Source organism: Shinella sp. (genome assembly GCF_035998705.1).
Lineage (GTDB): Bacteria > Pseudomonadota > Alphaproteobacteria > Rhizobiales > Rhizobiaceae > Shinella.
Genome location: NZ_DASYHH010000011.1, coordinates 26,921 through 51,755, shown reverse-complemented (window position 1 = coordinate 51,755; position 24,835 = coordinate 26,921). Strand labels below are relative to the sequence as shown.

Sequence of the window (24,835 nt, the reverse complement as noted above, 5' to 3'; positions counted from 1 at the left end):
GTCAGTTCTCCTCCTGCACACGGATCTGAAGTTTCACATCGGTCGGTCGTGCCTCGACGGCGCGCTCGAAGGCGGCGATGCTTTCTCCGAAGGCATAGGTGCCGGTGATCAGCGGCTTCAGGTCGACCTTGCCGGAGGCAATGAGTTCGAGCGCGCGGTCGAAGACATTGGCGTAGCGGAAGACCGTTTCGACGCGCACCTCCTTGGAAATGGCACCCGGCACGTCGAAGCGCACGGTATCGACCGGCAGGCCGACCAGCACGACTGCGCCGCCCGGCCGCACGAGATCGAAGAGGCCTTCAAAGGCTTTCGCGCTGCCGCTCGCCTCGAAAACGACGTCGGCGCCCCAGCCTCCCGTCGCCTTGGCGATGGCGGCGGCGAAGGTGGTCTCGGTGAGTTTCACCGGCTCGATGCCCGGATAGGCGGCGGCGATCGCCAGCTTCTCCGCGGAGAAATCCGAAATCAGCACACGGCTGCAGCCGCCGGCAAGGGCCGCAAGCGCCACCATGATGCCGATCGGGCCGGCGCCGATGACCGCGCCGACGTCGCCGGGCACGATGCGGGCACGGGTTGCGGCCTGCATGCCGATGGCGAAGGGTTCGACCATCGCGCCCTCCGCGAAGGAGACATTGTCCGGCAGGCGATAGGTGAAGGCGGCGGGATGCACCGCATAGGGCGCAAGAATACCATGCACCGGCGGCGTCGCCCAGAAGCGGACGGCCGGATCGACATTGTAGAGGCCGAGCTTGGAGGCGCGCGATGAGGGATCGGGAACGCCGGGCTCCATGCAGACCCGGTCGCCGACCGAAAGGGAGCGTACATTTTCGCCGACTTCGACAACGGTGCCCGCCGCCTCGTGGCCGAGCACCATGGGCGCGCGCACCACATATGGACCGATTGCGCCATGCGTATAGTAGTGCACGTCGCTGCCGCAGACGCCGACGGTGTGGATGGCGATCTTCACATCATCCGGCCCGACAGTCAGCGGCAGGTCGATGTCGCGCAGGGCAAGCACACCCTTTTCTTCAAGAACCAAGGCTTGCATGAAATTTTCCTGTCATCAATTGCTGTTGCGCCGGAACGCATTGTTGAGGAGGCCGCTCAGAATGCCGACGAGCAGGAGCGGTGGAATGGAGAGCAGCACGACCGAGGCATTGAGGATGCCCCAGGGCACGTCGCGGCCAAGCTGGGTGAGTTCCGAGGCGACGATCGGCAGTGTCTTGGCATCCGAGGTCGTCAGCATCAGCGCGATCAGGAATTCGTTCCAGACCAGCACGAAGGCGAAGGCGACGGCGCCGATGAGCGAGCGCGAGGCGATCGGAAGTGCCACACGCAGGAAGACGGCATAGGGGCCGTAGCCATCGACACGCGCCGCTTCCTCGACCTCCTTCGGCACCTGGGCAAAGGCGGGGACGCCGAGCCAGATGACGGTTGCGAGCGTCAACAGAGTATAGGTCAGGATCAGCGATAGCCGGGTATCGTAGAAGCCGAGATCGAGCCAGATGACCATGAGCGGGATCGCAACCGCGACCGGCGGCAGGAAGCGCAGGGACAGAACGAAGAACTGGATGTCCGCCGACCAGCGGTTCGGGTAGCGGGCGATGGCATAGGCTGCGGGCAGGCCAAGCAGGGCGCCGATCAGCACCGAGCCGCCGGCGGCGAGCAGCGAGTTGACGAGGCCGGTCGCCACGCTCTCCCGACCCAGAACATAGGCAAAGTTATCGAGCGTCGGCGTGAAGATGAAGAGCGGCGTGGGGGTGACGATATCCACCCGGTTCTTGAAGGCGTTGATGACGGTCCACACCATGGGGAAAACCGCGGAAAAGGCCGCGAGATAGAGCACGGACCTGCCGAGGAAACGGGAAACACTCATGGCTTCACCCTCTTCCAGATCACCGTGAAGATCACGGTCGTCGCCAGCATTATCAGCACCGCCATGCCGGACGCGTAGGAGATTCGACCCGACTCGATGAAGCCCTGCGAAAAGGCGTACATGTCGAGCGTTTCCGTCGCGATGCCGGGGCCGCCGCGGGTCATGACATAGATAAGATCGAAGGCGCGCAGGGACTCGATCATCTTGATGAAGGCAAGCGAGATGAGCGGCGCCTTGAGCATGGGCAGCGCGACGTAGGCATAGACTTCCCAAGGGCGCGCATAGTCGAGCCGCGCGGCCTCAAAGGGCTGCGGCGGCAGGGTTTCGAGCAGCTTCAGCACGATGACCGCGAAGAACAGGCCCCATTGCCAGACATCGACCAAAGCCACCGTCATCAGCGCCGTGGCGGGGCTGGAAAGCAGATCCAGCGGCTGGCCGGTGATCGCCTTGTAGGGATAGGTGATGATGCCATAGAGCGGATGGAAGGCGAACTTCCAGACGAAGGCGGCCGAGACGCGCGGCAGGATGACCGGCACCAGAAACAGCAGCGTCAGGACCGCGCGCATGCGTGACGACGCGAACTCGAAAAGCAGGATCCCGAGAGCGATCGCGACGAGGAGCGTCAGCGTGACGGTGACGACCTCCCAGGTCAGCGACACGCCGACCGCGTTGATGAAGCGGCGATCGGAAAACAGGTCGAAATAGTTCTGAAGCCCGACGAAGCTGCCATCGGGACGGCTGAGTTCGCGGTTGCGGAAGGAGATATAGATGGCATAGGCCGTCGGCACGAAGGCGAGTACCGCGAGGATGGCAAGCGGCGGCGCCAGGAAGACGGCGGGCAGACTGGTTCTGGATTTCATGGACATTTCCTCAAGATCGCGCGGCCGCCGTCTCGGGAGGCGAAGCGGCCGCGCGGCTCAAAGGCTCACTGGTTGCGGGCGACGAGGTCCTTGGCAAAGCCTTCGAGTTCGTTCAGGCCATCCTTGATGTCCGTGCGCGAACCGGCGATCAGCTCTTCCAGGATGATGCCCCAGCGGTCGCCGAGATCGGGCCAGAGCGGGCTCTGCCAGAAGTTGACGGCCGTGACCTTGCCCGTATCGGCCAGCGCCTGGCCGAGATCGGGGCCGTAGAGCTTGGCGAAGGTCTCGCTCGTCATGATGCTGGTGCGGTTGAGTTCGCTGAACTGGTTTGCTTCCAGACGGCGCTGTTCGTTCTCCTTGGACGTCGCCCAGGCGATGAAAAGGCCGGCACAGGCTTTCGACGCATCATCCGCGTTGGCCTTGGTGCCAATGGCTAGACCGTGACCGTAACCGCCGCCGGTAAGCGGCGTCGGCGGCGGCAGGTAGCCGACCTTGCCGGCAACCTGCGACGACTTCGGGTCTATCGCCATGCCGACCAGCGGTGTCGATTCCACCAGCATCGCGACCTGGCCGGAGGTGAATGCGCCGACCGACTCGTCCCAGCCGCCGGTTTGCGTGCCCGGAGCGGAATATTTGAACAGCTCGAGATAGGTCTCCGTGGCCTTGACGGCCGCCTCGCTGTTGAACTTGGGCGTGTCGCCATCGAACCATTCGCCGCCAAAGCCCTTGAAATACGGCATCCAGCGCCAGACATTCGCGCCGGAGCCGCGCTGGCCGCGCAGCGCAATGCCGTAGATGCCCTTGTCCGGCTGGTGCAGCTTCTGGACGGCTTCCTTCATCTCGTCGAGCGTCGTCGGCGGTTTGACGCCGGCAGCTTCCAGGAGATCCTTGCGGTAGACCAGAAGGTCGCCGCCGCCCGTCAGCGGCGCGAACCAGACCTTGCCGTCATAGGTCGCGACCTTCTGGCGGCCCGGGTCGAAATCGGCGTAGTCGTATTCTTCAGGATAGTAGTCCGCCAGCGGCGAGACCCAGCCCGCGGACGCAAAAAGCGCAACGTTCGCCTCGTCGATATAGTACACATTGTACTTGCCGATGGTGGACGCGTCCGCCTTGGTCTTGGCACGCCGGTCGTTCTCGTTGAGATAGTCGATCTCGAACGATGCGCCGCCGGAAAGCGTTGCGAATTCGTCCTTGTAGTTTTCCAGAAGCGTCAGGCCTTCGCGTGGCTGGGCAAGCACGCGGATCGTGCCGGAGCATTCGGCGGCCAGCGCAATGGACGAGACCGAGCTGGCAAGAAGGCATGCGTAGGCGATGCTCGAAACGAGCGTCTTCACGGATGTCATGGATGAACCTCCCCTAAGGATCCGATGGTCGGCGCGGCACGACCTCCTCGTGGCCGGCGCCAATCTGTCAGCGAATATCTTCGCTAACACGGATACTAGCGCAGGAAATTTCGGGAACTAGCGCGCCTGATGCAGATATTATGTACTTTAATGCGGGATATTATGCTGCATTGCGAAAAAAAGCTTCTATCTGCGCAAGGTTTCATTGGGCGGTGACAGGTCATCGCGCAGGGGGCGGCGCTGCGGCGTCAGCCGGCGATAGGCCGAGGGCGTCATGCGGTGCTGGCGCAGGAATGTCCGGTTGAAATTGGAGATATTCATGTAGCCGACCTCGAAGCAGATGTCGGTGATCGGCATGTCGCTTTCCGCCAGAAGCTTGCACGCCTGCCAGATGCGCAGCTTGTTGACGTGGTCGGTAAAGGTGTTGCCGGTATTCTTCTTGAAGAAGCGCGAAAAGGCGCTTTCGCTCATGCCGGCAAGATCGGCGACGTCGGACAGGCGAATGTCGGCCGCGAAATTGCGGTAGATGAAGACGAGCGCGCGCTGGAGGGCATCGAGCGTTTCGGCATCGAGCTTCGGCGAATATTCCGGCGAGGAGAGGATTTCGTATTCCGCAGAGCCGGCGAGCAGATCGAGCAATTGCAGGAAGAGCGCAAGCCGCGCCACACCTTTTTCCGTTCCCATGCGCTCGACGAGGTCCGCGCCCTTCACCAGCGTCTCGCCGTTGAACACGAGACCCCGCTGCGCACGGGCGAAAAAGTCCTCCAGCTGGGCAAATTCCGGCAACAGCCGCGTTGCCTCGCGGATGCGGTCCGGATGGAACTGCACGACAACCTCCCGCCCTTCGATCACCTCCCCCGGCGCGGTCATCGTCACCCAGTCGTGCGGCAGGTCACTGCCGATCACGGTGAGATAGGTGGCGGAGAAGGCACCGATATAGTCGCCGACAAAGGCAACGCCCTCCCCCTTGCGGATCAGATGGATTTCGAATTCCGGGTGGAAATTCCAGACATTGCGCTCCCAGGGATAATCGTCGAGCCGCCAGAGAAAGCTCTCGTCGATCCCTGTGATGATGTGCTCGAAGGTCGGCGGGCTTGAGGCGAACGGGCCGGACCTCAGGTCCATGCTGGTCTTCGGTTCACGTATCTTGGTGAGCGTGGCCACGTTCTGCTCCTGCGGTGGGTCCACTTGCATTGTGGCGTCAAATGCCGACCCGGGCAATCGACCGAGTCGATTCCCGGGAGGCACCGAGCAATGAAGGAGTCAGTTGTAGGTCTCCATCAAGACGCTATCGCGGAATCGTCGGCCGCGCCAAGAATTGTCCGACATTTGCCACATCTGCGACTAGGATGCGGCCCCGTCAGCTCAACGCGGATCGGAACATGATGGACGAGAAGAGTGTGGTTGCCGAAGATCGGTCGTCGCGGTTTGTCCGGTTGTTCCTGACATATCGGCTCTATGTCCTCGGGGCGGCGAGCCTCTTCGTCTTCGCCCTCGTCGCCTTCGCCATTTACCGGCTGACGGCGGAGGTGCGCTACGAGGAGGTGCTGGCGGCGCTTTCGGCGACCTCCTGGAGCGCCATTGCGCTGGCGGCGGTCTTTACCGGCCTCAGTTTTCTTGCGCTGGTTTTCTATGATGCCAACGCGCTCGACCATGTCGGCCGCCGCATCCCCTTCCCCTCGGTCGCCGTGACGGCCTTCATGGCCTATGCTGTCGGCAATACGGTGGGTTTTGGGCCGCTCAGCGGTGGGGCGATCCGTTTTCGTGCCTATTCCCGCCTCGGCCTTGCGCCGGGCGAGATCGCCCGCGTCATCGCCTTCGTCACCCTCGCCTTCGGCCTCGGCCTGCTCTCTGTCAGCGCGCTTGCGACGCTCGCCGTCGCCCCGCGTGTAGCCGGCATTCTCGGCATCGATGCCGTCTGGCTGCGCGCCATCGCCCTCCTCGTGCTGGCCGCCCTGATCGCTGTGTTCTACGCGGGCCGCAACGGCAGGCCGGTCGGCATCGGGAGCCTCAGCCTGCGCCTGCCCGACAGCCGCACCGCCTCCCGCCAGTTCCTCGTCTCGGCCTTCGACATCGCGGCGGCCGCCTCCGTGCTCTATGTGCTGCTGCCGGAAACCCATGTCGGCTGGCCGACCTTCCTCGCCATCTACGCGGTGGCAATCGGCTTCGGCGTGCTCAGCCACGTTCCGGCGGGCCTCGGCGTCTTCGAGGCGGTCATCATGGCGGGGCTCTCCAATGCCATCGGTATCGACCAGTTGCTCGGCAGCCTCGTGCTCTACCGGCTGATCTATTATGTGCTGCCGCTGCTCTTGGCGACCATCCTGCTGCTGATCACCGAAATGCGGCAGCTCGCGCTGAAACCCGGCGTGGCGGAGGCCGCACAGCTCGCCGGCAAGCTCGCCCCGGCACTGATCTCGACGCTCTCTCTGATACTCGGCGCGATGCTGATCTTTTCGAGCGTGGTGCCGACGCCCGGTTCCGACCTCGATTTCCTCTCGATCTACCTGCCCCTGCCCATCATCGAAGGTGCGCATTTCCTGTCGAGCCTGCTCGGCCTCCTGCTGATCGTCGCCGCCCGCGGCCTCGGCCAGCGGCTGGATGGCGCCTGGTGGGTGGCGCTCGCCGGCGCATCCGTCGCCTTCGCCTTCGCTTTCCTCAAGGCTGTCGCAGTGTTCGAGGCCGGGCTTCTCGCCCTGTTCATCGTTGCGCTGCTGGCCAATGCGCGTTCCTTCGACCGGCATTCGTCGCTGCTCCGCCAGGCGCTCGGGCCGTCCTGGCTTGCGGCCATCGCCGTCGTCCTCGTCACCGCCGCGCTTATCCTGCTCTTCGTCTATCGCGATACGGAATATGCGCATGAACTCTGGTGGCAGTTCGAATTCTCGCAGGAGGCGCCGCGCGGCCTTCGAGCTCTCCTCGGCCTTGCCATTGCCGCTTCGGCACTGGCGCTGTTCAGCCTGCTCAGACCGGCGCATTTCCGCACGCAGGGCCCGACGCCGGAGGAACTGGACAAGGCCGTCGCCATCACCCTCGGTCAGGACATGGCGGACGCCAATCTCGTTCGCATGGGCGACAAGCGGCTGCTTTTCTCCCCCTCCGGAAAATCCTACATCATGTACGGCATTCACGGCCGCTCCTGGATCGCGCTCGCCGACCCGATCGGCATGGAAGAGGAATTCGCGGAACTCGTCTGGCAGTTCGTCGCCGCGGCACGGGCGGGCGGGGGACGCGCGTCCTTCTACCAGATCTCGCCGAGCCTGCTTTCTGCCTGCGCCGATGTGGGGCTGCGCGCCTTCAAGCTCGGCGAACTCGCCATCATCGACCTGGCGCAATTCGAGATGAAGGGCAGCCGCTTCGCCAATCTGCGGCAATCCTACAATCGCGGCCAGCGCGACGGCCTCACCTTCGCCGTCGTCCCACCCGTCGAGGTCGCGGCGATCCTGCCCGATCTCAGGGCGGTATCCGATGGCTGGCTCGACCATCACAATGCCAAGGAAAAGACTTTCTCGCTCGGCGCCTTCGAGGACGCCTATGTGCTGGCGCAGCCCGTCGTCGTGGTGCGGCTGGAGGAGCGTATCGTCGCCTTCGCCACGCTGATGGTGACGGACACCAAGGCGGAGGCGACGGTGGACCTGATGCGCTTTGCCCCGGAGGCGCCGAAGGGCACGATGGATTTCCTCTTCGCCAGCATCCTGGAATATCTGCGCGCGGCGGGTTACCGCCGGTTCAACCTCGGCATGGCGCCGCTTTCCGGCATGGCGCGGCGCGAGGCGGCGCCGGTCTGGGACCGCGTCGGCGGCACGCTGTTCGAGCACGGCGAACGCTTCTACAATTTCAAGGGCCTGCGCGCCTTCAAGTCGAAATTCCATCCCCGCTGGGAGCCGCGTTATCTTGCGGTATCGAACGGCTCGGGCGCGGTGCTCGCCCTGATGGACGTGACCTTTCTCATCGGCGGTGGCGTCAAAGGAGTGATTTCCAAATGAAGATCGTTCACCGTCTCGCAGCCGCCGGCCTGCTTGCCTGCAGTCTGCCGCTCGCCACGGCCGCGCAGGACAAGCAGGCGTTCGTGACCGGCATGATCCCCGCCGACCATATTCTCATGCCGGAGGGTGCGCCGGGCGCGAGCGTCTTCCTGATCTCGGACGCCGCTGGGTGGGGCGCGGAAGAGGACAAGCAGGCCGCAGACCTCGTCGCCAACGGCGCCGCCGTCATCGGCATCGATTTCCCGACCTATCTCGAGACGTTGCAGGCCGACAAGGGCGACTGCGTCTATATGATCTCCGACATCGAGGCGCTCGCCCATCAGGTGCAGCGCGCCGGCGGCGCGACACGCTATAACCCGCCCATCGTCGCCGGCACCGGCGAAGGCGGCGCGCTGGCGCTCGCCATGATCGCGCAAAGCCCAGCGGCGACGATCGGCGAGGCGATCGCGGTCGATCCCGAAGCCGGCATCCCGCTCGACAAGGTTTTGTGCACGCCCGCCTCCAAGGCCAAGGCGGGAGACCGCACGGTCTACGGCCTTACCGACGGTGCGCTGCCCGCCCCCGTGACCGTGCTTTTGACCAGCAAGGCGCCGCAGGACGGCCGTGACCATGTCAATGCGCTGAAACAGGCTCATGCGGATATCGATGTGCGCGACGAGACCGCATCGGCGGCCGATGCGCTGTCGCAGGCGCTCGCCGACCGGGTGGATGCGGCTGGCGATACCGAGACGCCGCTCGGCCTGCCGCTCGCTATCCTCAAGGCGACGCCGGCCTTCGACACGATGGCCGTGGTCTATTCCGGCGACGGCGGCTGGCGCGATATCGACAAGCAGGTGGCCGGCGCCCTGCAACAGCGCGGCATTCCCGTCGTCGGCGTGGATTCGCTTCGTTACTTCTGGTCCGAGCGCAAGCCGCAGGAGACGGCCGACGACCTTGCCCGCATCGTCGACACCTACCGTAAGACCTGGAACGTCAAACATGTGCTGCTCGTCGGCTATTCCTTCGGCGCCGACATCCTGCCGGCCACCTACAACCTTCTCCCGCCCGAGGACCGGGCGCGCGTGTCGCAGGTGACGCTGATGGCGCTCTCCCGCCAGGTCGATTACGAGGTTTCCGTGTCGGGCTGGCTCGGGGTTGCCGGCGCCGGGGCGGGCGGCGATCCGGTCGACGACATCGCCCGGATCGACCCGAAACTGGTGCAGTGCATCTACGGCACGGAGGAAGAGGACGACCCCTGCCCGACCCTGAAGCCCTTCGGCGTGCAGTCGATCGCCATCGAAGGCGGGCATCATTTCGACAATGACTATGAAGGTCTTGCCGGGCGCATCATCGATGGGCTGAAGGCGCGGCTGGCTCAGCAGTAGTCACGGTCGAGGCCCCGGGGAAAGATTACAGATCGTTCATGCGCGCCATAGCGGCCAAGCGCGGCGCATGGGAAAACAAGCCTTTGAATTAGAAAGGAAATCTTGAAAACCCGAAGAAGCGATTTCCTCGATCCGGGCAATAGTTTGGCGAGAATCGCCTTCGAAACTTTATTTAATTGTAACATGACCCGGCCGGCCGGGCGGGCCTATAGATGATGTCAGGCTGGATGCCGCCGGCGGGAAGGAAACCGCGACGCGACGGCACCGGACAGCCTGCTGGGGGGCACCTATCCCCCTTCTTCGAGGATACGCATCATGCGCTCGACATTGAAAACCATCACCTTTACCGCCATCGCTCTCTCGCTTGCCGCAGGCGGCGCCTTCGCCGCCGACCGGCACGAGCCTCCCTCGGGGCGGGTTCAGACCCATGATCACGATACTACCGATCCCCAGGCATCATCGCAGTATATGCCAGCGCTCCTCTACAAGCCGCGCCTCAACCAGGTTCTCATCGGTCTGCGTTCAGCCGACGAAAAGATACAACAAGACGAGGCCATGCAACGGTTGTCGGCCAGCGCCGCGCGCAAACTCGAAAGCGAAACCGGTAGCATTCACAGCCAGGCAATGGCCGCCGCCAACTCCCATGACGGTATGATCCCGAACGCCACGTACCGACGCCTCAAGGGCGAAATCCGCAAGCTCGACCAGGATATCGCTCGGTTGAGCTGACCCTTCGGTGCCGGTTGGCGGCATTCGACCTGACTTCACCCTCCAGCCCTGAACACGAGAGCGGCCGCCCTGCACCTGCGGCCCGGTCTCGTACGCTCCGGCGCCTGTCTCGCAGGCACCGGAGCACCGAACAAGGAAGACGACCATGACTAGAATTCTTGAAAAACATCGCGTCGCAGCGCTCTTCGGCGTTGCCCTGCTGGTAGTGCCGGTGGCCGCCTCCGGCCTGCTCGGCACAAAGTCCGCACACGCCGCCGCGCCGCAAAACTTCGGCTCGGCGCTTGCCGAGGGCTCCTTTGCCTCGGTCGTATCGGCCGACAAGCCCGCCGTCGTCACCATCATGACGACCCTCAGCGCGGAAGACGCCAGTGCCGACGGCGCCTCCCCCTTCGGCGGCAACTCGCCCTTCGACCAGCAATTCCGCGATTTCTTCGGCCAGCGGCAGATGCCGCAGCCGCGGTCTGCCGAAAAGGCCCAGGCGCTCGGCTCCGGCTTCGTGCTGACGAGCGACGGCTACATCGTCACCAACAACCACGTCATCGACAAGGCGAACACCATCAAGGTGACGCTCGACGACGGCACGGAACTGCCGGCCAAACTCATCGGCGCGGACCCGAAATCGGACCTCGCCGTGCTGAAGATCGACAGCGACAAGCCGCTCGCGACGATCGGCTGGGGGGAATCGGACAGTTTGCGCGCCGGCGATCCGATCCTTGCCATCGGCAACCCCTTCGGCATCGGCACGACGGTGACGGCCGGCATCGTCTCGGCCCGCGGCCGCGACCTGCACAGCGGCCCCTATGACGATTTCATCCAGATCGATGCGCCGATCAACCACGGCAATTCCGGCGGCCCGCTCGTCGGCCCGGACGGCAAGGTCGTCGGCATCAACACGGCGATCTACTCGCCGAACGGCGGCAGCGTCGGCGTCGGCTTCGCCATCCCCTCCAACCAGGCGCAGGCGGTCGTCGCCAAGCTGATGAAGGACGGCTCGATCGAACACGGCTTCATCGGCGTGCAGATCCAGCCGGTGACCGCCGACATCGCCGATGCGATCGGGCTTGCCAAGCCTGCGGGCGCACTGGTGGCGAAGGTCGATGACGGCACGCCGGCCGGCAAGGCCGGTGTCCGTTCCGGCGACGTGATCACTGCGCTCGGCGGCAAGGCGGTGACCTCGCCGCGCGATCTCTCGCGCATGGTCGCCGATCTCAGCCCCGGCGCGAAGGAAAGCCTGACGGTCTGGCGCGATGGCGGCGATAAGGACCTGTCGATCACCATCGGCACCAATGACGACGGTGGCCGGCAGGTGCTGGCCGATGCCGGCGGCAAATCCGGCAAGGCGGCGCAACGCGTGCCGACCATCGGCGTGCAGCTCGGCGATCTGACGGCGGACATGCGCCAATCGCTCGGCCTGCCGAACGGTGAAAACGGCGCGGTCGTCGAGGGCGTCAACCCCGACAAGCCCGCCGCCGACGCCGGCCTCCAGCCGGGCGATGTCATCCTCTCGGTGAACCAGAAGCCGGTCGAGTCGGCCAGCGAAGCCAAGACGGCCGTCGCTGAGGCTGGCAAGGCGGGCCGCAAGGCTGTCCTGCTCCTCGTCCAGCGGCAGGATCAGCAGAGCTTCGTGACGGTTCCGTTTGCGGCCGGCTAGGCGGTCTCGGACTATCGATAGCCGTCCAGCCTTTGCTGGACGGCTATCCTACCGCCTTTGCTCTGCGCGACACCGCACAGGGCTTCCCGTAGGGCAATGGGTTTCAAAAAATCGTTGAAGGGGAGCGGCTCAGATCATGCCGCCATTGGCGCGCAGCACTTGGCCGTTGATCCAGGCACCGTCCGGGCCGGTGAGAAAGGCGACGGACGAGGCGATATCTTCGGGGGTTCCGAGGCGTTCGAGCGGGTTCATCTTCGACATGCGAGCGATCAGGTCGTCGCTCTTGCCGTTGAGGAAGAGATCGGTCGCTGTCGGGCCGGGGGCGACCGCGTTGACTGTGATCGAGCGGCCGCGCAGTTCCTTTGACAGGATGGCGGTCAACGTCTCGACCGCAGCCTTGGCGGCGGCATAGACGGCGTAGTTCTCCAGCTTCAGGCCGACGACGCTGGTCGAGAAATTCACGATCCGGCCACCGTTCCGCAGGCGCTTGGCGGCTTCTCTCAGGGTGTTGAAGGTGCCCTTGAGGTTGACGTTGATCTGGCGATCGAACAGGGCGTCGGTGCTTTCGGCGAGCGGCGAGAGCATCATGATACCGGCATTGTTGACGAGAACGTCGACACCACCAAAGGCCTCTTCTGCCGCATCGAACATGCGGCGCACCGCTTCTGCATCGCTGACATCGGCTTTCGCCGTCAGCGCCCGGCCACCTTTGTCTTCGATTTCCCGGGCCAGTGCCTCGGCCGGAGCGGCGTCGCCGGAATAGTTGATCACGACGGTAAAGCCGTCCTTGGCGAGGCGTTCCGCGATGGCTGCGCCGATGCCGCGGGAAGCGCCGGTGACGATGGCGACTTTGTTGCTGTTGTCGGTCATTTTCATTCTCCTGGGTGATTTGCGCCGCAGCGCGTTTTCGATAAGGAGAAGATGCCGCTTTTCATCCCGCGGGTAATCAGCCATTGTTCGGCATCACTATCCGAAAATGGCGAACAATCTCCAATGGACAGATTTGATGCAATGCGGGTGTTCTCGCGGGTGGTGGAGCGGCGCAGCTTTACACTGGCCGCCGCAGACACCGGCCTTCCGCGCTCGACCGTGACCGACGCCGTCAAGCAGCTCGAAGCGCGGCTCGGGGTGCGCCTACTGCAACGCACGACCCGGCATGTCAGTCCGACGCTCGACGGCGAGGCCTATTATCGCCGCTGCCTGACCATCCTCTCCGATATCGAAGATGCGGAAGGCGCCTTTGCCGGGGCCAAGCCGAAGGGTCTGCTGCGGGTCGATGTGCACGGCAAGCTCGCCCGGCACTTCGTCCTGCCCGGACTGCCGGCATTCCTGGCGCAATATCCGGATATCCAGATGTATATGAGCGAGGGCGACAGGCTGGTCGACCTCATCCGCGAAGGGATCGATTGCGTGCTGCGCGTCGGTGATTTGCAGGATAGCGATATGATCGCGCGGCGGGTCACGCTTCTGGAGGAGGTCACCTGTGTTTCGCCTGATTATATCGAGCGCTTCGGCCTGCCGCAGAGCATCGACGATCTGAGTGGTCACCAGATGATCGGTTTCTGGTCGACGGCGATCGGCGGATTGCTGCCGCTGGAGTTCACCGTGGACGGTGCAATCCGTAGCATTTCCCTGCCGGCGCTCGTATCGGTCAATGGTGCCGATACGCTTGCGGCTGCGGCGCGCCTCGGCCTCGGCATCATGCAGGCACCACGCTATTCGCTGGAGGAGGACCTGAGACAAGGTACGCTTGTCGCAATCCTGCCGGCCAATCCGCCGACCCGCACACCTGTATCGCTGCTCTATCCTCGCAGCCGCCAGTTGTCGCCGCGCGTGCGCGTCTTCATCGACTGGCTGACCCGCGAATTTGCCGCACGCCAAGGCGATACTGCAAAACACAGCAGCTGAAACTTCTTTTGCTGTGGTGATCGCAGACCGTCGGCCGTGTTTGCGAGAGGCGGTGTTCTAGCTCTTGCGACGGCTTGCAAGGAAGGCCTGCTTGCGTGCGCTTGCTTCCTCGCGGGTGGCGGTGAAGCCGGCCAAGGCGGCTTCCTGGGCTGCGATGAGCGCATCGGGGTTGCCGAACATCGCCTTGATGAAGCCCTGCGTCGTGGTATCGCAAGCGAGAAGGCTGTCGATCAGGGCATTCAGCCTCGCGTCCAGTTCTTCCGGTGTGCAGAGGCGCTGCACGATCCCGAGACGTTCGGCGCGTTCCCCATCGATCGGATCTCCGGTCAGGAGGACGTCGAACATCGTGCCGGCGCCGGCGAGTTTCGCAAGGCGCGGGACGCCTCCCCATGCCGGTGTGTTGCCGAGGCGGGCTTCGGGAAATCCGAACCGCGCCTGCGTCGTCGCGATACGGATATCGCCCGCCAGGGCAAGCTCGAAGCCGCCGCCGAGCGCAGCCCCCTCGACGACGACCACCACGGGAACCGGCAGGTCCGCCAGTTCCCGAAACGCTTTTGCGCCAAGGAGAGAGAGGCGCTGCGCGTTGAACGGCGTGACATCCGCCCAGTCGTTCAGGTCGGCGCCCGCGCAGAACATGCTCGACGTGGACCGCAGGACGACAAGCCGAAGATCGGGCGTCGTACGAGCCGCGATAGCCGCATTGAGCAGGTCCGAAAGCAGGGCCTCATCGAGCGCGTTCCTCTTTGCCGGCCGGTCGAGCCAAAGGGTTCGGCATCCGCGCTCGTCGGTTTCGATCTTCAGATGGGACATCGCATCAAGCCTTCTGAAGCCGGTTCGACAACAGGGCGAGAATGATGACCACACCGATCGCGACCTGCTGGTAGAAGGCCTGGACGTTGAGGAAGGTGAGCCCCGCCTGCAAGGTGGCGATCAGCAGAGCGCCGATGACCGCGCCCAGCATGCTTCCCTCGCCACCGTTCAGATCGGCGCCGCCCATGACAGCTGCGGCAATTGCCGGAAGGAGAAGGTCGGCACCGAGGGCGGGGTCGGCAGCACCCAGGCGCCCGACCGTGACCATGGCGGCGACGGCAGCAAGCGAACTGGAGATCACATAGGCGATCGCCGTGTAGAACCCGACCTTGATGCCGGCAAGGCGCGCGACTTCGCGCGCACCCCCGAGGGCAATCAGATATTCGCCGAGTTTCGTGGTCTTCATGACGATCGAAGCGACAGCAAGAACGACGAAGGCGATGACGATGGGCGTCGGGATCGGTCCGATCCGGCCGGCCAGCAAATCGCTGAACTCCGGCGGGATGCCATAGACGGTCTGGCCACCAGACACGATGAGGGCAAGACCCGAGAAGATGCTCATCGAACCGAGGGTCACGACGAATGGCGTGATGCCGCTAAGCGTAATGATCGTGCCGTTGAACAAACCAGCGAGAGCGCCCGCGGCGAGCGTGCCCAGCACGACGACGGGCAAGGGATAGCCTTGCGACATCAGCAGTCCGCAGACGACGGCCGACAGTGCGAGTGCCGTGCCGATCGAAAGATCGATCCCTCCGGTGATGATGACGAAGGTCACCGCCATCGCCAGGATGGCCGTGACCGATGCCTGAAGCACGATGTTGACCAGATTGTAGCCGCTCAGAAATTCAGGGTCGATCGCGGTAAACGCCAGCACCGTCGCGATGAGCGCGACGATGATTCCGAGCTCCCGCCATTCGCTGAAAAGGCGGCGGACCGACCACTTCTGAACCGTAGCATTTCCGGCTGCCACATTGGCTGTCTCTAGCTTTGCCATGCGTTTCCTCCACTCGCGAATGCGATGATCCGCTCTTCCGTTGCATCAGCACGAGCGACTTCGCCGGCGAGCGCGCCTTCGCGCATCACCAGCACCCGATCGCTCATTCGAAGGACCTCCGGGAGGTCCGATGAAATCATGAGAATGGCCGCACCCTTGTCGGCAAGGTCACGCATCAGCGCGTAGATTTCGGCCTTGGCGCCGACATCGATACCGCGCGTGGGCTCATCGAAAATGAAGATGTCGCATCCGCTGAGGAGCCATTTTGCAAGCACGACCTTCTGCTGGTTGCCGCCGCTGAGCTGGCCCGCGAGACGAGACGTGGGCATCTTCGCCCCAACCGAGGCCAAGGCTTCCTTTGCGTCGGCGTTCTGCTTGGACCGGTTGATGAAACCGAAGCGGGTCGGAACGCGGGTCAGTGTCGCGTTCTGGGCCAGCGACATGCGCAGCGCGAGCCCCTGGTGCTTGCGGTCCTCGGTGAGGAAGGCGATGCCCGCCCGCACCGCATCGCTCGGCGACTTCAGGGAAAGCACCTTGCCATTGACGGAAATCGATCCGGCATCGATGCGGTCGGCCCCGGAGATGCAGCGGGCAACTTCCGTCCGGCCAGCACCGACCATGCCGGCCATGCCGACGATCTCGCCTCTGCGGACTGCGAAGCCGATATCCTCGAAGACGCCGTTGCGCGTCAAACGATCGACCTTGAGGGCGACGTCGCCGAGTTTGGCTTGGTGCTCGATCGCGAAATCCTCGAGGGACCGGCCGACCATCATCTTGACCAGGGAGGTCTCGTTGAGATCCGGCCCGCGCAAAAGCGTGCCGACATACTGGCCGTCGCGCAGCACCGTCGCACGGTCGGCGAGGTCGAACACTTCGGCGAGGCGGTGCGAGACATAGACGAGCGCATGCCCGTCCGCGCGCAGTTCCCGCAGGATTGTGAAAAGCTTTTCCGATTCCTTCGTGCTCAAGCTCGCCGTCGGCTCGTCGAGGATGATGATCTTGGCATTGGCGGCGATGGCGCGGGCCAGTTCGACCGTCTGCTGCTGGCCGACGCTGAGACGCGCGATCGGTATGTGGGGATTGCCCTGGAAATCGAGCCGTGCAAGCGCGGCCAGGGCCTCGCGCCGCGCCGCCGCCCAGTCGATGAACCCCGCGACGGATTTCTCGCGTCCAAGCACGATGTTCTGGACGGCCGACAATTGCGGCACGAGGCTCAGTTCCTGGTGGACCATGGAGATGCCCTTGTGCAGGGCATCGACAGGACCTCGGATCGAGACCGGCGCACCGGAGAGTTCAAACGTGCCTTCATCCGCGGCGTGAGCACCGAACATGACCTTGAGGAGCGTCGATTTTCCAGCACCGTTCTCGCCCATCAGGGCGTGGATTTCGCCCGGATAGAGATCGAGATGGACGTTTTGAAGCGCCCTGACGCCGGGAAAACTCTTCGAGACACCCTTGAGGCTCAAGAGCGGCACTGCGTTGGATGCAGACATGATGCACTCCGGATCTGATTGGCGAGCTGGTGCGCCCTTACTTGTTGTAGAGGCCTTCCTTCACATCGTACTTCTCGTCGAAGAACTCAGCCATGTTGTCCTTGGTGATCAGTTGCGCCGGGGCGACCACCCAGTCCGGAATCTTCTGGCCATCGAGCAGGCGGACGAGCGCCTCCACCGACCAGTAGCCCTGGTAATAGGGGAGCGGCGTGATCGTTGCCGAGATCGTGCCGTTCTTGATGCCGTCGAGTGCGGCGGGAATGCCGTCCGTGCCGACCACGATGATCTTGCCGGTGAGGCCCATGTCGGAAACGGCCTTGGCGACGCCGACGGCCATCGTGTCGTTGTTGGCGTAGATCGCCTTGATCTCGGGGTTCTTGCGCAGGATCGTCTGTGTCGCATTATAGGCCTGCGTGCCGTCCCAGTTGCCGGGAACGCTGGCCACGAGCTTCAGGTTCGCGTGCTTTTCGATGCCCTCCTTGAAGCCCTTGATACGCAGGATTGCGGCGCTCGAGCCCGCTTGCCCTTCGATCTGCGCGACATCGCCGCCGTCCGGCAGGTGCTCTGCCATATAGTCCGCCGCGACCACGCCGTTCAGTTCGTGGTTCGGGCCGACATAGACGGTGGCAGCGATGCGGGCGTCATCGGCGTTTGCGATGGGAACGTTGCGGTCATGAAGCTCGCGGATGGCGGGCGTCAGGTTGGACACGGAAACCGGCGACAGAACATAGGCGTCGAAGTTGCGGCCGATCAGCGTCTGGGCAATCGTCAGCTGCTGGGTCGGATCGGCCTCGCTGTTTGCGGCCTGGATGGTGACTTCGACACCGAGGTCCCTGGCAGCGGCCTCGACACCCTTGGCGATGCCCTGCCAGTACTGGTTCGTCAGGCTCTTCAGAACGACGCCGATCTTCACGCCATCCTTCTTCTCGACCGGACCGAAGGTCTTGTTGAGTTCGGCGCCGATAACCTGCTTGGCGTCAGGCTTGTCGGAATTGTAAGTGAAGGCGTCGGCAGCAAATGAATGGGATGCGAAGAGGGCAACGCCGCAGGCGAGCGCGGCGATGGCAGGCAAGCGAAAACGGGATGTCGTATTTTTGCAGGTCATCGGTTGTTCTCCTCCTAAACGATGATCGACCGGAAACCGGTTTCCTATCTATAGTTCCGATGCATCAGCGAATCAATACCGACATATGTGACAATTTAAGAAACCGGTTTCCTTTCAAATTCCGATATGATACCAAACTCCCCAGGAGGCGAAGGTGCAATGGCAGCTACAATTACAGACGTCGCAAAGGCCGCGGGCGTGTCGAAAGCGACCGTCTCGAAATTCCTGAACGGAACACATTATGTGTCGCAGGAAACCAAGGAACGCATTGCGTCGGCCGTCTCGCAACTGGGTTATGCGCCCAACAGGGTCGCGCAGGGCTTGAGCCTTCGGCGCAGCCACACGATCGGGCTCGTCGTTGCCAATATCGGCAACCCCTTTTACGCCGAGCTCATCCGCGGCGCCGAAGAGGTGGCCGCCAGCCGGGGATATACCCTGCTCCTCGCCAGCACCGACGGCGAGCCGAAGCGAGAGGCAAGCATCGTCAATGCGATGCGCCAGCGCCAGGTCGACGGCATCGCCTTTGCGTCGGTCAGGCTTGCCGATCGCGAGGTTACGGCTCTCGCGAAAGACGGCGTCAAAGTGGTGCTTGCGAGCCGCCACCTGCCCGACGCGGAGGTCGACATGGTCCTTGTCGACAGCGTGAAGGGCGCGAAGCTCGCGGTGAACCACCTTATCCAGCACGGCCACAAGGCGATCGCCTATGTCGGCGGCGCGCTCAGCATCGCGCAGTTCCAGGATCGCCTGAAAGGCTGGAAGGAAGCGCTGCGCGAAGCGGGCATCGAACCCTCCACTGAACATGAACTGTCGCTCGATCGCATGGATGTCGAGGCCGGCTATCAGGCCGGGCTCCAGCTGCTGAAGCTGGAGAACCCGCCGACCGCGATCTTCGCGGCAACCGATAATCTCGCCTTCGGCATCATGAAAGCGTGCGACGAACTGAACCGCGCGATTCCCGACCAGTTGGCTCTCGTCGGGTTCGACGCCGTCCCCTTCGGCGAGGTCTCCCTCTCTCCGCTGACGAGCGTCGACGGCTCCGGCCTCATCATGGGACAGCGTGCGCTTCAACTCCTCATCGACCGAATTGAACGGGACCAGCGGGCTCCGTCGGAGAACCGGCAGGTGCGCATGGTCCTCCAACCGACGCTTTGCATCCGGCGCTCCTGCGGGTGTCGGCCAGGCATGGAGATTTAGAATGAAGATTGTGGACGCGGCCGGTCTGCGGCAAGTGATCGAGACCATCGATGACGGCGCGACCGTCGCCATTTCCGGCGCCGGCGGCGGCTTGCTCGAGCCGGAAACGATCCTGCGCTCGTTCGAGGAGGTCTTCCTCGCGACGGGCCGTCCTTCGCAGCTCACGCTGATCCACGCCCTCGGCATGGGCGATCGCGTCGAAAAAGGCACCAATCGCTTCGCATACGAGCGCATGGTCAAGCGCGTGATCGGGGGGCACTGGATCTGGTCGCCGCGCATGCTCCGCCTCGCCCAGGAGAACAAGATCGAAGCCTATTGCCTGCCGAGCGGCGCGATCACCAATCTGTTTCGCGAAATCGGCGCCAAGCGTCCGGGCCTCTTCACCCATGTCGGCCTCGGAACCTTCGTCGATCCGCGCCTTGGCGGCGGTCGCTGCAACGACCGGACGACGGAGGAGATCGTCGAGCTCCTGAAGATCGACGGGCAGGACGTGCTTCGCTACAAGCCCTTCCCGGTTCACGTCGCGGTGGTCCGCGGCACGTATAGCGATGGGCTCGGCAACATCAGCGCGTCCGAAGAACCGGCGGATCTCGATTCCTATTCGATCGCGCTTGCCGCGAAGAACAATGGCGGCATCGTCATTGCGCAGGTCCGCGAGGTCGTGCCGAACGGGACGCTGCGTCCGCGCGAAGTCTCCATTCCCGGCAATCTCATCGATTACGTCTTTGTGGATCCCGACCAGGCGCAAACCTATCACGGCCCCTACGATCTCGCGCTCGCCGGTCTCGGCCCGCATGAGACCCCGATCGAACTGCCCGGCACGTCGGATGTCGTTCGCCAGATCGTGGCGCGCCGCGGCGCCGTCGAACTGATCAAGGGCGCGACCATCAATTTCGGTTTCGGGATGTCGGCGGGTGTCGCCGAACATATCGTCCGCGCCGGGGAAAGCAGCGATTACTGGTTCACCATCGAACAGGGCATCCATGGCGGCGATCTTCTCACCGGCGACCTCTTCGGCATTGCCGCCAATCCGGTGGCGATCCTGTCGGCCAGCGAACAATTCGACCTCTATAGCGGCGGCGGCCTCGACCAGACCTTCCTCGGCCTTGCCGAGATGGACAAGTCCGGCAACGTCAATGTCTCGCATTTTGGCGGGCAGATCAGCGGCCCCGGCGGGTTCATCGACATTTCGCAAGGCGCAAAGAATGTCGTGTTCTGCGGCAGCTTCGACGCCAAGGGCGCGAAAGTCGCTCTTCACAATGGCGGGCTCAGGATCGAGCGGCATGGCCAGATCACCAAGCTCGTGGACGAGGTGATCGGCATCACCTTCAGCGGCAACGAGGCCGTCAAGCGCGGCCAAACGGTTCACTACATCACGGAGCGCGCGGTCTTCAAACTGACCGCCGGCGGCGTCGAGTTGATCGAATATGCGCCCGGCGTCGATGTTCGCACGGACATTTTGGATCGTATGGCGTTCGCGCCGACCGTTCGCAATCCGGTCGAGATGGACAAGGCGCATTTCGCATCCGCGTCGCTCAAAGATACCGGGGAAATTTCCGTCCCAGCGTGATCGGCGGGAGTATTTTCGGCGGCCCAAGCTTGGCCGCCGCGTGGGAAGAGGCATTTAAGATGAAATACGACTACATCATCGCGGGCGGCGGGGCCGCCGGTTGCGTGCTGGCGGCAAGACTGAGCGACGCGGGGGCGAGCGTTCTCCTTCTCGAGGCAGGCTACCCCGACAATCACCCTTTCATCCACGTGCCCGCCGGCTTCACCAAGCTGAGCGGACCGCGTGTCAACTGGGGCTTCCGCACGGTCCCCCAGAAACATCTGAACAACCGCGACATGTGGTATCCGCAGGGCAAGACGCTCGGTGGCGGCAGCTCCATCAATGCGATGATCTACACGCGTGGTCATCGCACCGATTACGACAAATGGGCTGCCGGCGGCGCTGACGGCTGGTCCTACGACGACGTCCTTCCCTATTTCCGCAAGGCGGAAGCGAATTCGCGCTTCTCGAACGAATACCATGGCGTCGACGGTCCGCTTGCGGTTTCGGACGCGATCAGCCCGTTGAAGATTTCCGCCGCTTTCATCAAGGCCGCGCAGGAAGCGGGAATCCCCTACAATCCCGACTTCAACGGCGCCGAACAGGAAGGCGTCGGCTACCACCAGACGACCACCCGTGACGGCCGGCGGGGCAGCGCTGCGGTTTCCTATCTCCGCCCGGCGCGCAAGAACAAGAACCTCACGGTCATCACACGGGCGCAGGTCGGCCGGCTGATCGTCGAGAACGGCCGCGCCGTCGCCGTCGAATATCGTGTCGACGGCTCGTCCGGAATCGAACGCGCGCATGCCGGTCGCGAGATCATCGTCACCAGCGGCGCCATCGGCTCGCCGAAGCTGTTGATGCTGTCGGGCATCGGCCCGGCCGAGCACCTGCGCAAGCACGGCATTGCGGTGGCCGCCGACATTGCGGGTGTCGGCGAGAACCTCCAGGACCATCTCGACTGCTACACCGTCTACGATTGCAGCGGTCCCCATAGCTACTACGGCGTTGATCAGCATGTCCGCCAGGCGTGGTGGGTCTTGCAGTACCTCCTGTTCCGCAACGGGCCCGTCACGACGAACATCGTGGAAGCCGGTGCCTTCGTGAAAGCCGATCCCGCCTCCGAGATTCCCGACACGCAGCTGCATTTCCTGCCCGCCTATGTCGTCGACCACGGCCTCATGCGCATTCCAGGCTACGGTGTCTGCCTCTATACGAACCTGCTGCGCCCGAAGAGCCGCGGCACGGTGCGCCTTGCCGATTCCAATCCGACCAACCCTCCCCTCATCGATCCCAACTACCTTTCGGATCCCGATGACATGCGCATGGCCGTTGCGGGCCTGAAGGTGGCGCGCGAGGTGATGTCGGCGCCGTCGATGCGCCACTACATCAGGAACGAACGCATGCCCGGCACGGACATGAAGACGGACCAGGATCTCGAAGCCTATGTGCGGCAGTGGGCGAAGACCGACTATCACCCGGTCGGCACCTGCAAGATGGGAACCGACGATCTCGCCGTCGTCGATCCCGCGCTTCGCGTCCGGGGCATCGAGGGGCTTCGCGTTTGCGACTCTTCGATCATGCCGCTCGAAATCAGCGCAAACACGAACGCACCAACCATCATGATCGCTGAAAAGGCCTCGGACCTCATCCTGGCCGCGGCGGGCCACAGCGTCAAAGGAGTTGCACAATGACGACCCACGAGACAACCGGGATCCACGCACGATCCTACCAGCAGTGGATCGACGGCAGCGCATGCGAGGCAGCCTCCGGCGCGCGCTTCCCGCGGTCGAGCCCTGCCCATGACGTGGTGGTCGGCGACTATCCGCTGGCCGATGTCGTCGACACGGACCGCGCCGTCGCGGCCGCGCGCAAGGCGTTCGATGCCGGCCCATGGCCGCGCATGAGCGGCGCCGAACGCTCGCGCATTCTCTTCCGCGTGGCGGACCTGATCGAAAAGCACAAGGATGAACTGGTCCTCGCCGACGTTCTCGAAGGCGGCAAGCCGATCACCCAGGTCCGCGCCGAGATCGCGGGCGCGATCGATCTCTGGCGCTACGCGGCCGGCGAGGCCCGCTCCCAGCACGGCGAAAGCAACACGAGCCTCGGCCAGCACATGCTTGGCCTGACGACGCGCGAGCCCGTCGGCGTCGTGGCCTTGATTACCCCGTGGAACTTCCCCTTCGTCATCGTCAGCCAGAAGTTGCCATTCGCACTGGCGGCCGGCTGCACGACCGTCGTCAAGCCAAGCGAGCTGACGCCCGGCTCGACTTTGCGCTTGGGCTCGATCCTCGATGAGGCCGGCGTTCCTGCCGGTGTCGTCAACATCATCGTCGGCTATGGCGCATCGGTCGGCCAGCGGCTCGCCGAACATCCGAACGTCGACATGATTTCCTTCACCGGCTCCACCGGCGTCGGCAAGGGCATCGTGCGCGCATCGGCCGGTAACCTCAAGCGTGTTGCGCTCGAACTCGGCGGCAAGAATCCGCAGATCGTCTGTGCGGATGCCGATCTCGACGCCGCGGCCGACGCGGTGGTGTTCGGCGTGCTCTTCAATGCCGGCCAGTGCTGCAATTCATCGAGCCGGCTTCTCGTCGAAACGTCGATCAGCGAGGACTTCCTGGCGCGCGTCGACGAATTGACCAAGCGCGTGACCGTCGGCGATCCACTTGACGAAACGACGAAGGTCGGCGCGATCGTCAACCAGAACCAGCTGGACCGGATCCTCGGTTTCGTCGGCGGCGCGCGTGACGATGGCGCGCGGATTCGCCTTGGCGGCACGCGCATGAAGAGCGACAAGGGCCTCTTCATGGCACCGACGGTGGTGAGCGACGTCACCCGCCAGATGACCATCGCCAATGAAGAAGTGTTCGGCCCGGTGCTGGCGGCGCTGACCTTCGACGATCTCGACGAGGCGATCTCGATTGCCAACGGCACGCATTACGGCCTGTCCGCCGGCATCTGGACCAGCAAGTACGAGAGCGCCCTCAAGGCAGGACGGGAGCTTTCCGCCGGCACGGTCTGGGTCAATTGCTGGATGGACGGCTTCCCGGAAATGCCCTTCGGCGGCATGCGCGAAAGCGGCATCGGACGCGAACAGGGCCGGCACGCGGTCGAAGACTTCATGGAGACGAAATCCGTGCTCTTCCACCAGGGACCGCGGACCAGCCGTTGGGTGCCGGCGCTGGAGGCAGGTCAGCAATGACCACCGTCTTCGGCATCGTCGGAGATCCGATCGCACAAGCGCGGTCGCCCGAAGTCTTCAACGCGCTCTTCCAGGCAAGGGGTATCGATGCGGTCATGGTTCCCATGCACGTCACGCCGGATGATTTCGAGGGCGCATTGGAGGGCTTTCGGCGGATGAAGAACCTCGGCGGGCTGGTCGTCACCGTCCCCCACAAGTTCGCCGCAGCGCAGCTTCTGTCCGGTTCCTCGCATCGCGTCTCGATTGCAGGCGCCGCCAACGCCATCCGGCCGACCGAGACCGGTTGGGTCGGCGACCTCTACGACGGGGAGGGCTTTGCCATCGGCATCGAGGCGCACCATGGGCCTGTAAGGGGCCGGCGGTGCGCCATCGTCGGAGCCGGAGGCGCCGGCACGGCCATCGCGCTCGCCCTCATCGATCGGGCCGCCGCCGAAATAAGCGTCTGGGATCTCGATCAGGCGCGCGCGGAGGCGCTGCGGGAGCGCCTGGCGGCCTATACGACGATCCCGATCGTCGTCGGTCCGCCGTCCTTGTCCGATGATCTCGCGATCAATGCCAGCTCCGCCGGCATGTCGCCTGCCGACAGGCTTCCCTTCGAACCGGCATGCCTGCGACAAGGCGCGTTGGTCTGCGAGGCGATCATGAAGCCCCCGAAAACCCGCCTGCTGGTCGAAGCCGAGAAACTGGGGCATCCCATCCAGGAGGGGCGCCATATGCTCGACTACCAGGTCGGCGCGATCTGGCAATTCTTCGGCCTTCAACCCTGATCCCTGCGAA

At 63.9% G+C, this 24,835-nt stretch carries 20 protein-coding genes; 10 read left to right on the top strand and 10 right to left on the bottom strand.

Going from position 1 to position 24,835, the window contains the following annotated elements; genetic code table 11:
• Nucleotide 1: 1 nt before the first annotated feature.
• From VGN93_RS09305 to VGN93_RS09285, 5 genes are all read right to left on the bottom strand, one after another.
• Nucleotides 2–1,045, bottom strand: a complete 1,044-nt coding sequence (locus tag VGN93_RS09305; protein ID WP_327507259.1) for an NAD(P)-dependent alcohol dehydrogenase — start codon at nt 1,043–1,045, stop codon at nt 2–4.
• Between the two features lie 15 nt (nt 1,046–1,060).
• Entirely contained in the window at nt 1,061–1,873 is an 813-nt protein-coding gene (locus tag VGN93_RS09300; RefSeq protein ID WP_327507258.1) for a carbohydrate ABC transporter permease, read from the bottom strand.
• Entirely contained in the window at nt 1,870–2,733 is an 864-nt protein-coding gene (locus VGN93_RS09295) for a sugar ABC transporter permease (protein ID WP_327507257.1), read from the bottom strand. Before VGN93_RS09295 ends, VGN93_RS09300 begins: the two co-directional genes overlap by 4 nt.
• 65 nt (nt 2,734–2,798) lie before the next feature.
• Nucleotides 2,799–4,076, bottom strand: a complete 1,278-nt coding sequence (locus VGN93_RS09290) for a sugar ABC transporter substrate-binding protein (protein ID WP_327507256.1) — start codon at nt 4,074–4,076, stop codon at nt 2,799–2,801.
• A gap of 186 nt (nt 4,077–4,262) precedes the next feature.
• A complete protein-coding gene (locus VGN93_RS09285; protein ID WP_327507255.1) occupies nt 4,263–5,240 on the bottom strand; it encodes an AraC family transcriptional regulator in 978 nt (325 codons plus the stop codon).
• Between the two features lie 218 nt (nt 5,241–5,458).
• On the opposite strand from VGN93_RS09285, the gene mprF reads away from it, so the two are divergent.
• The 4 genes from mprF (at nt 5,459) to VGN93_RS09265 (ending at nt 11,800) form a co-directional block, all read left to right on the top strand.
• On the top strand, nt 5,459–8,056 hold the full coding sequence (gene mprF / locus VGN93_RS09280; RefSeq protein ID WP_327507254.1) for a bifunctional lysylphosphatidylglycerol flippase/synthetase MprF: 2,598 nt from the start codon (nt 5,459–5,461) through the stop codon (nt 8,054–8,056).
• On the top strand, nt 8,053–9,420 hold the full coding sequence (locus tag VGN93_RS09275; RefSeq protein WP_327507253.1) for a virulence factor family protein: 1,368 nt from the start codon (nt 8,053–8,055) through the stop codon (nt 9,418–9,420). The genes mprF and VGN93_RS09275 overlap by 4 nt, the downstream gene beginning before the upstream one ends.
• Nucleotides 9,421–9,735: 315 nt before the next feature.
• Nucleotides 9,736–10,149 carry a hypothetical protein gene (locus VGN93_RS09270; RefSeq protein WP_327507252.1) on the top strand — a complete coding sequence of 138 codons (414 nt, stop codon included), beginning with the start codon at nt 9,736–9,738 and terminating at the stop codon, nt 10,147–10,149.
• 145 nt (nt 10,150–10,294) lie between these two features.
• Nucleotides 10,295–11,800 (top strand): DegQ family serine endoprotease, encoded by a 1,506-nt coding sequence (locus VGN93_RS09265; RefSeq protein WP_327507251.1) that lies wholly within the window; start codon nt 10,295–10,297, stop codon nt 11,798–11,800.
• A gap of 129 nt (nt 11,801–11,929) precedes the next feature.
• Here VGN93_RS09265 and VGN93_RS09260 read toward each other — a convergent pair whose 3' ends face one another.
• On the bottom strand, nt 11,930–12,670 hold the full coding sequence (locus tag VGN93_RS09260; RefSeq protein ID WP_327507250.1) for an SDR family oxidoreductase: 741 nt from the start codon (nt 12,668–12,670) through the stop codon (nt 11,930–11,932).
• Between the two features lie 123 nt (nt 12,671–12,793).
• Here VGN93_RS09260 and VGN93_RS09255 point away from each other — a divergent pair, with 123 nt between their 5' ends.
• Entirely contained in the window at nt 12,794–13,708 is a 915-nt protein-coding gene (locus VGN93_RS09255) for a LysR family transcriptional regulator (RefSeq protein ID WP_327507249.1), read from the top strand.
• Between the two features lie 57 nt (nt 13,709–13,765).
• Here VGN93_RS09255 and VGN93_RS09250 read toward each other — a convergent pair whose 3' ends face one another.
• The 4 genes from VGN93_RS09250 to VGN93_RS09235 are packed head-to-tail and all read right to left on the bottom strand — an operon-like array spanning nt 13,766 to nt 18,110.
• Complete coding sequence (locus VGN93_RS09250; protein WP_327507248.1) at nt 13,766–14,518, bottom strand: enoyl-CoA hydratase/isomerase family protein; 753 nt, start codon at nt 14,516–14,518, stop codon at nt 13,766–13,768.
• Nucleotides 14,519–14,522: 4 nt separating this feature from the next.
• Nucleotides 14,523–15,512, bottom strand: a complete 990-nt coding sequence (locus VGN93_RS09245) for an ABC transporter permease (RefSeq protein ID WP_327507247.1) — start codon at nt 15,510–15,512, stop codon at nt 14,523–14,525.
• The gene (locus VGN93_RS09240; RefSeq protein ID WP_327507246.1) at nt 15,500–17,005 is read right to left on the bottom strand and encodes a sugar ABC transporter ATP-binding protein; all 1,506 of its coding nucleotides are present in this window, start codon (nt 17,003–17,005) and stop codon (nt 15,500–15,502) included. The genes VGN93_RS09245 and VGN93_RS09240 overlap by 13 nt, the downstream gene beginning before the upstream one ends.
• 37 nt (nt 17,006–17,042) lie before the next feature.
• A complete protein-coding gene (locus VGN93_RS09235) occupies nt 17,043–18,110 on the bottom strand; it encodes a substrate-binding domain-containing protein (protein WP_327507245.1) in 1,068 nt (355 codons plus the stop codon).
• A gap of 126 nt (nt 18,111–18,236) precedes the next feature.
• Between VGN93_RS09235 and VGN93_RS09230 the strand changes: the two genes are divergently transcribed.
• The 5 genes from VGN93_RS09230 to VGN93_RS09210 are packed head-to-tail and all read left to right on the top strand — an operon-like array spanning nt 18,237 to nt 24,825.
• Nucleotides 18,237–19,304, top strand: coding sequence for a LacI family DNA-binding transcriptional regulator (locus VGN93_RS09230; RefSeq protein WP_327507244.1), 1,068 nt, complete (start codon nt 18,237–18,239; stop codon nt 19,302–19,304).
• 1 nt (nt 19,305) lies between these two features.
• Nucleotides 19,306–20,874: an acyl CoA:acetate/3-ketoacid CoA transferase gene (locus tag VGN93_RS09225; protein ID WP_327507243.1), complete on the top strand. Its 1,569-nt coding sequence runs from the start codon at nt 19,306–19,308 to the stop codon at nt 20,872–20,874.
• Between the two features lie 59 nt (nt 20,875–20,933).
• On the top strand, nt 20,934–22,547 hold the full coding sequence (locus tag VGN93_RS09220; RefSeq protein ID WP_327507242.1) for a choline dehydrogenase: 1,614 nt from the start codon (nt 20,934–20,936) through the stop codon (nt 22,545–22,547).
• Nucleotides 22,544–24,058 carry an aldehyde dehydrogenase family protein gene (locus tag VGN93_RS09215; protein WP_327507241.1) on the top strand — a complete coding sequence of 505 codons (1,515 nt, stop codon included), beginning with the start codon at nt 22,544–22,546 and terminating at the stop codon, nt 24,056–24,058. The genes VGN93_RS09220 and VGN93_RS09215 overlap by 4 nt, the downstream gene beginning before the upstream one ends.
• Nucleotides 24,055–24,825: a shikimate dehydrogenase gene (locus tag VGN93_RS09210; protein ID WP_327507240.1), complete on the top strand. Its 771-nt coding sequence runs from the start codon at nt 24,055–24,057 to the stop codon at nt 24,823–24,825. The genes VGN93_RS09215 and VGN93_RS09210 overlap by 4 nt, the downstream gene beginning before the upstream one ends.
• The last annotated feature ends 10 nt before the right edge of the window (nt 24,826–24,835 follow it).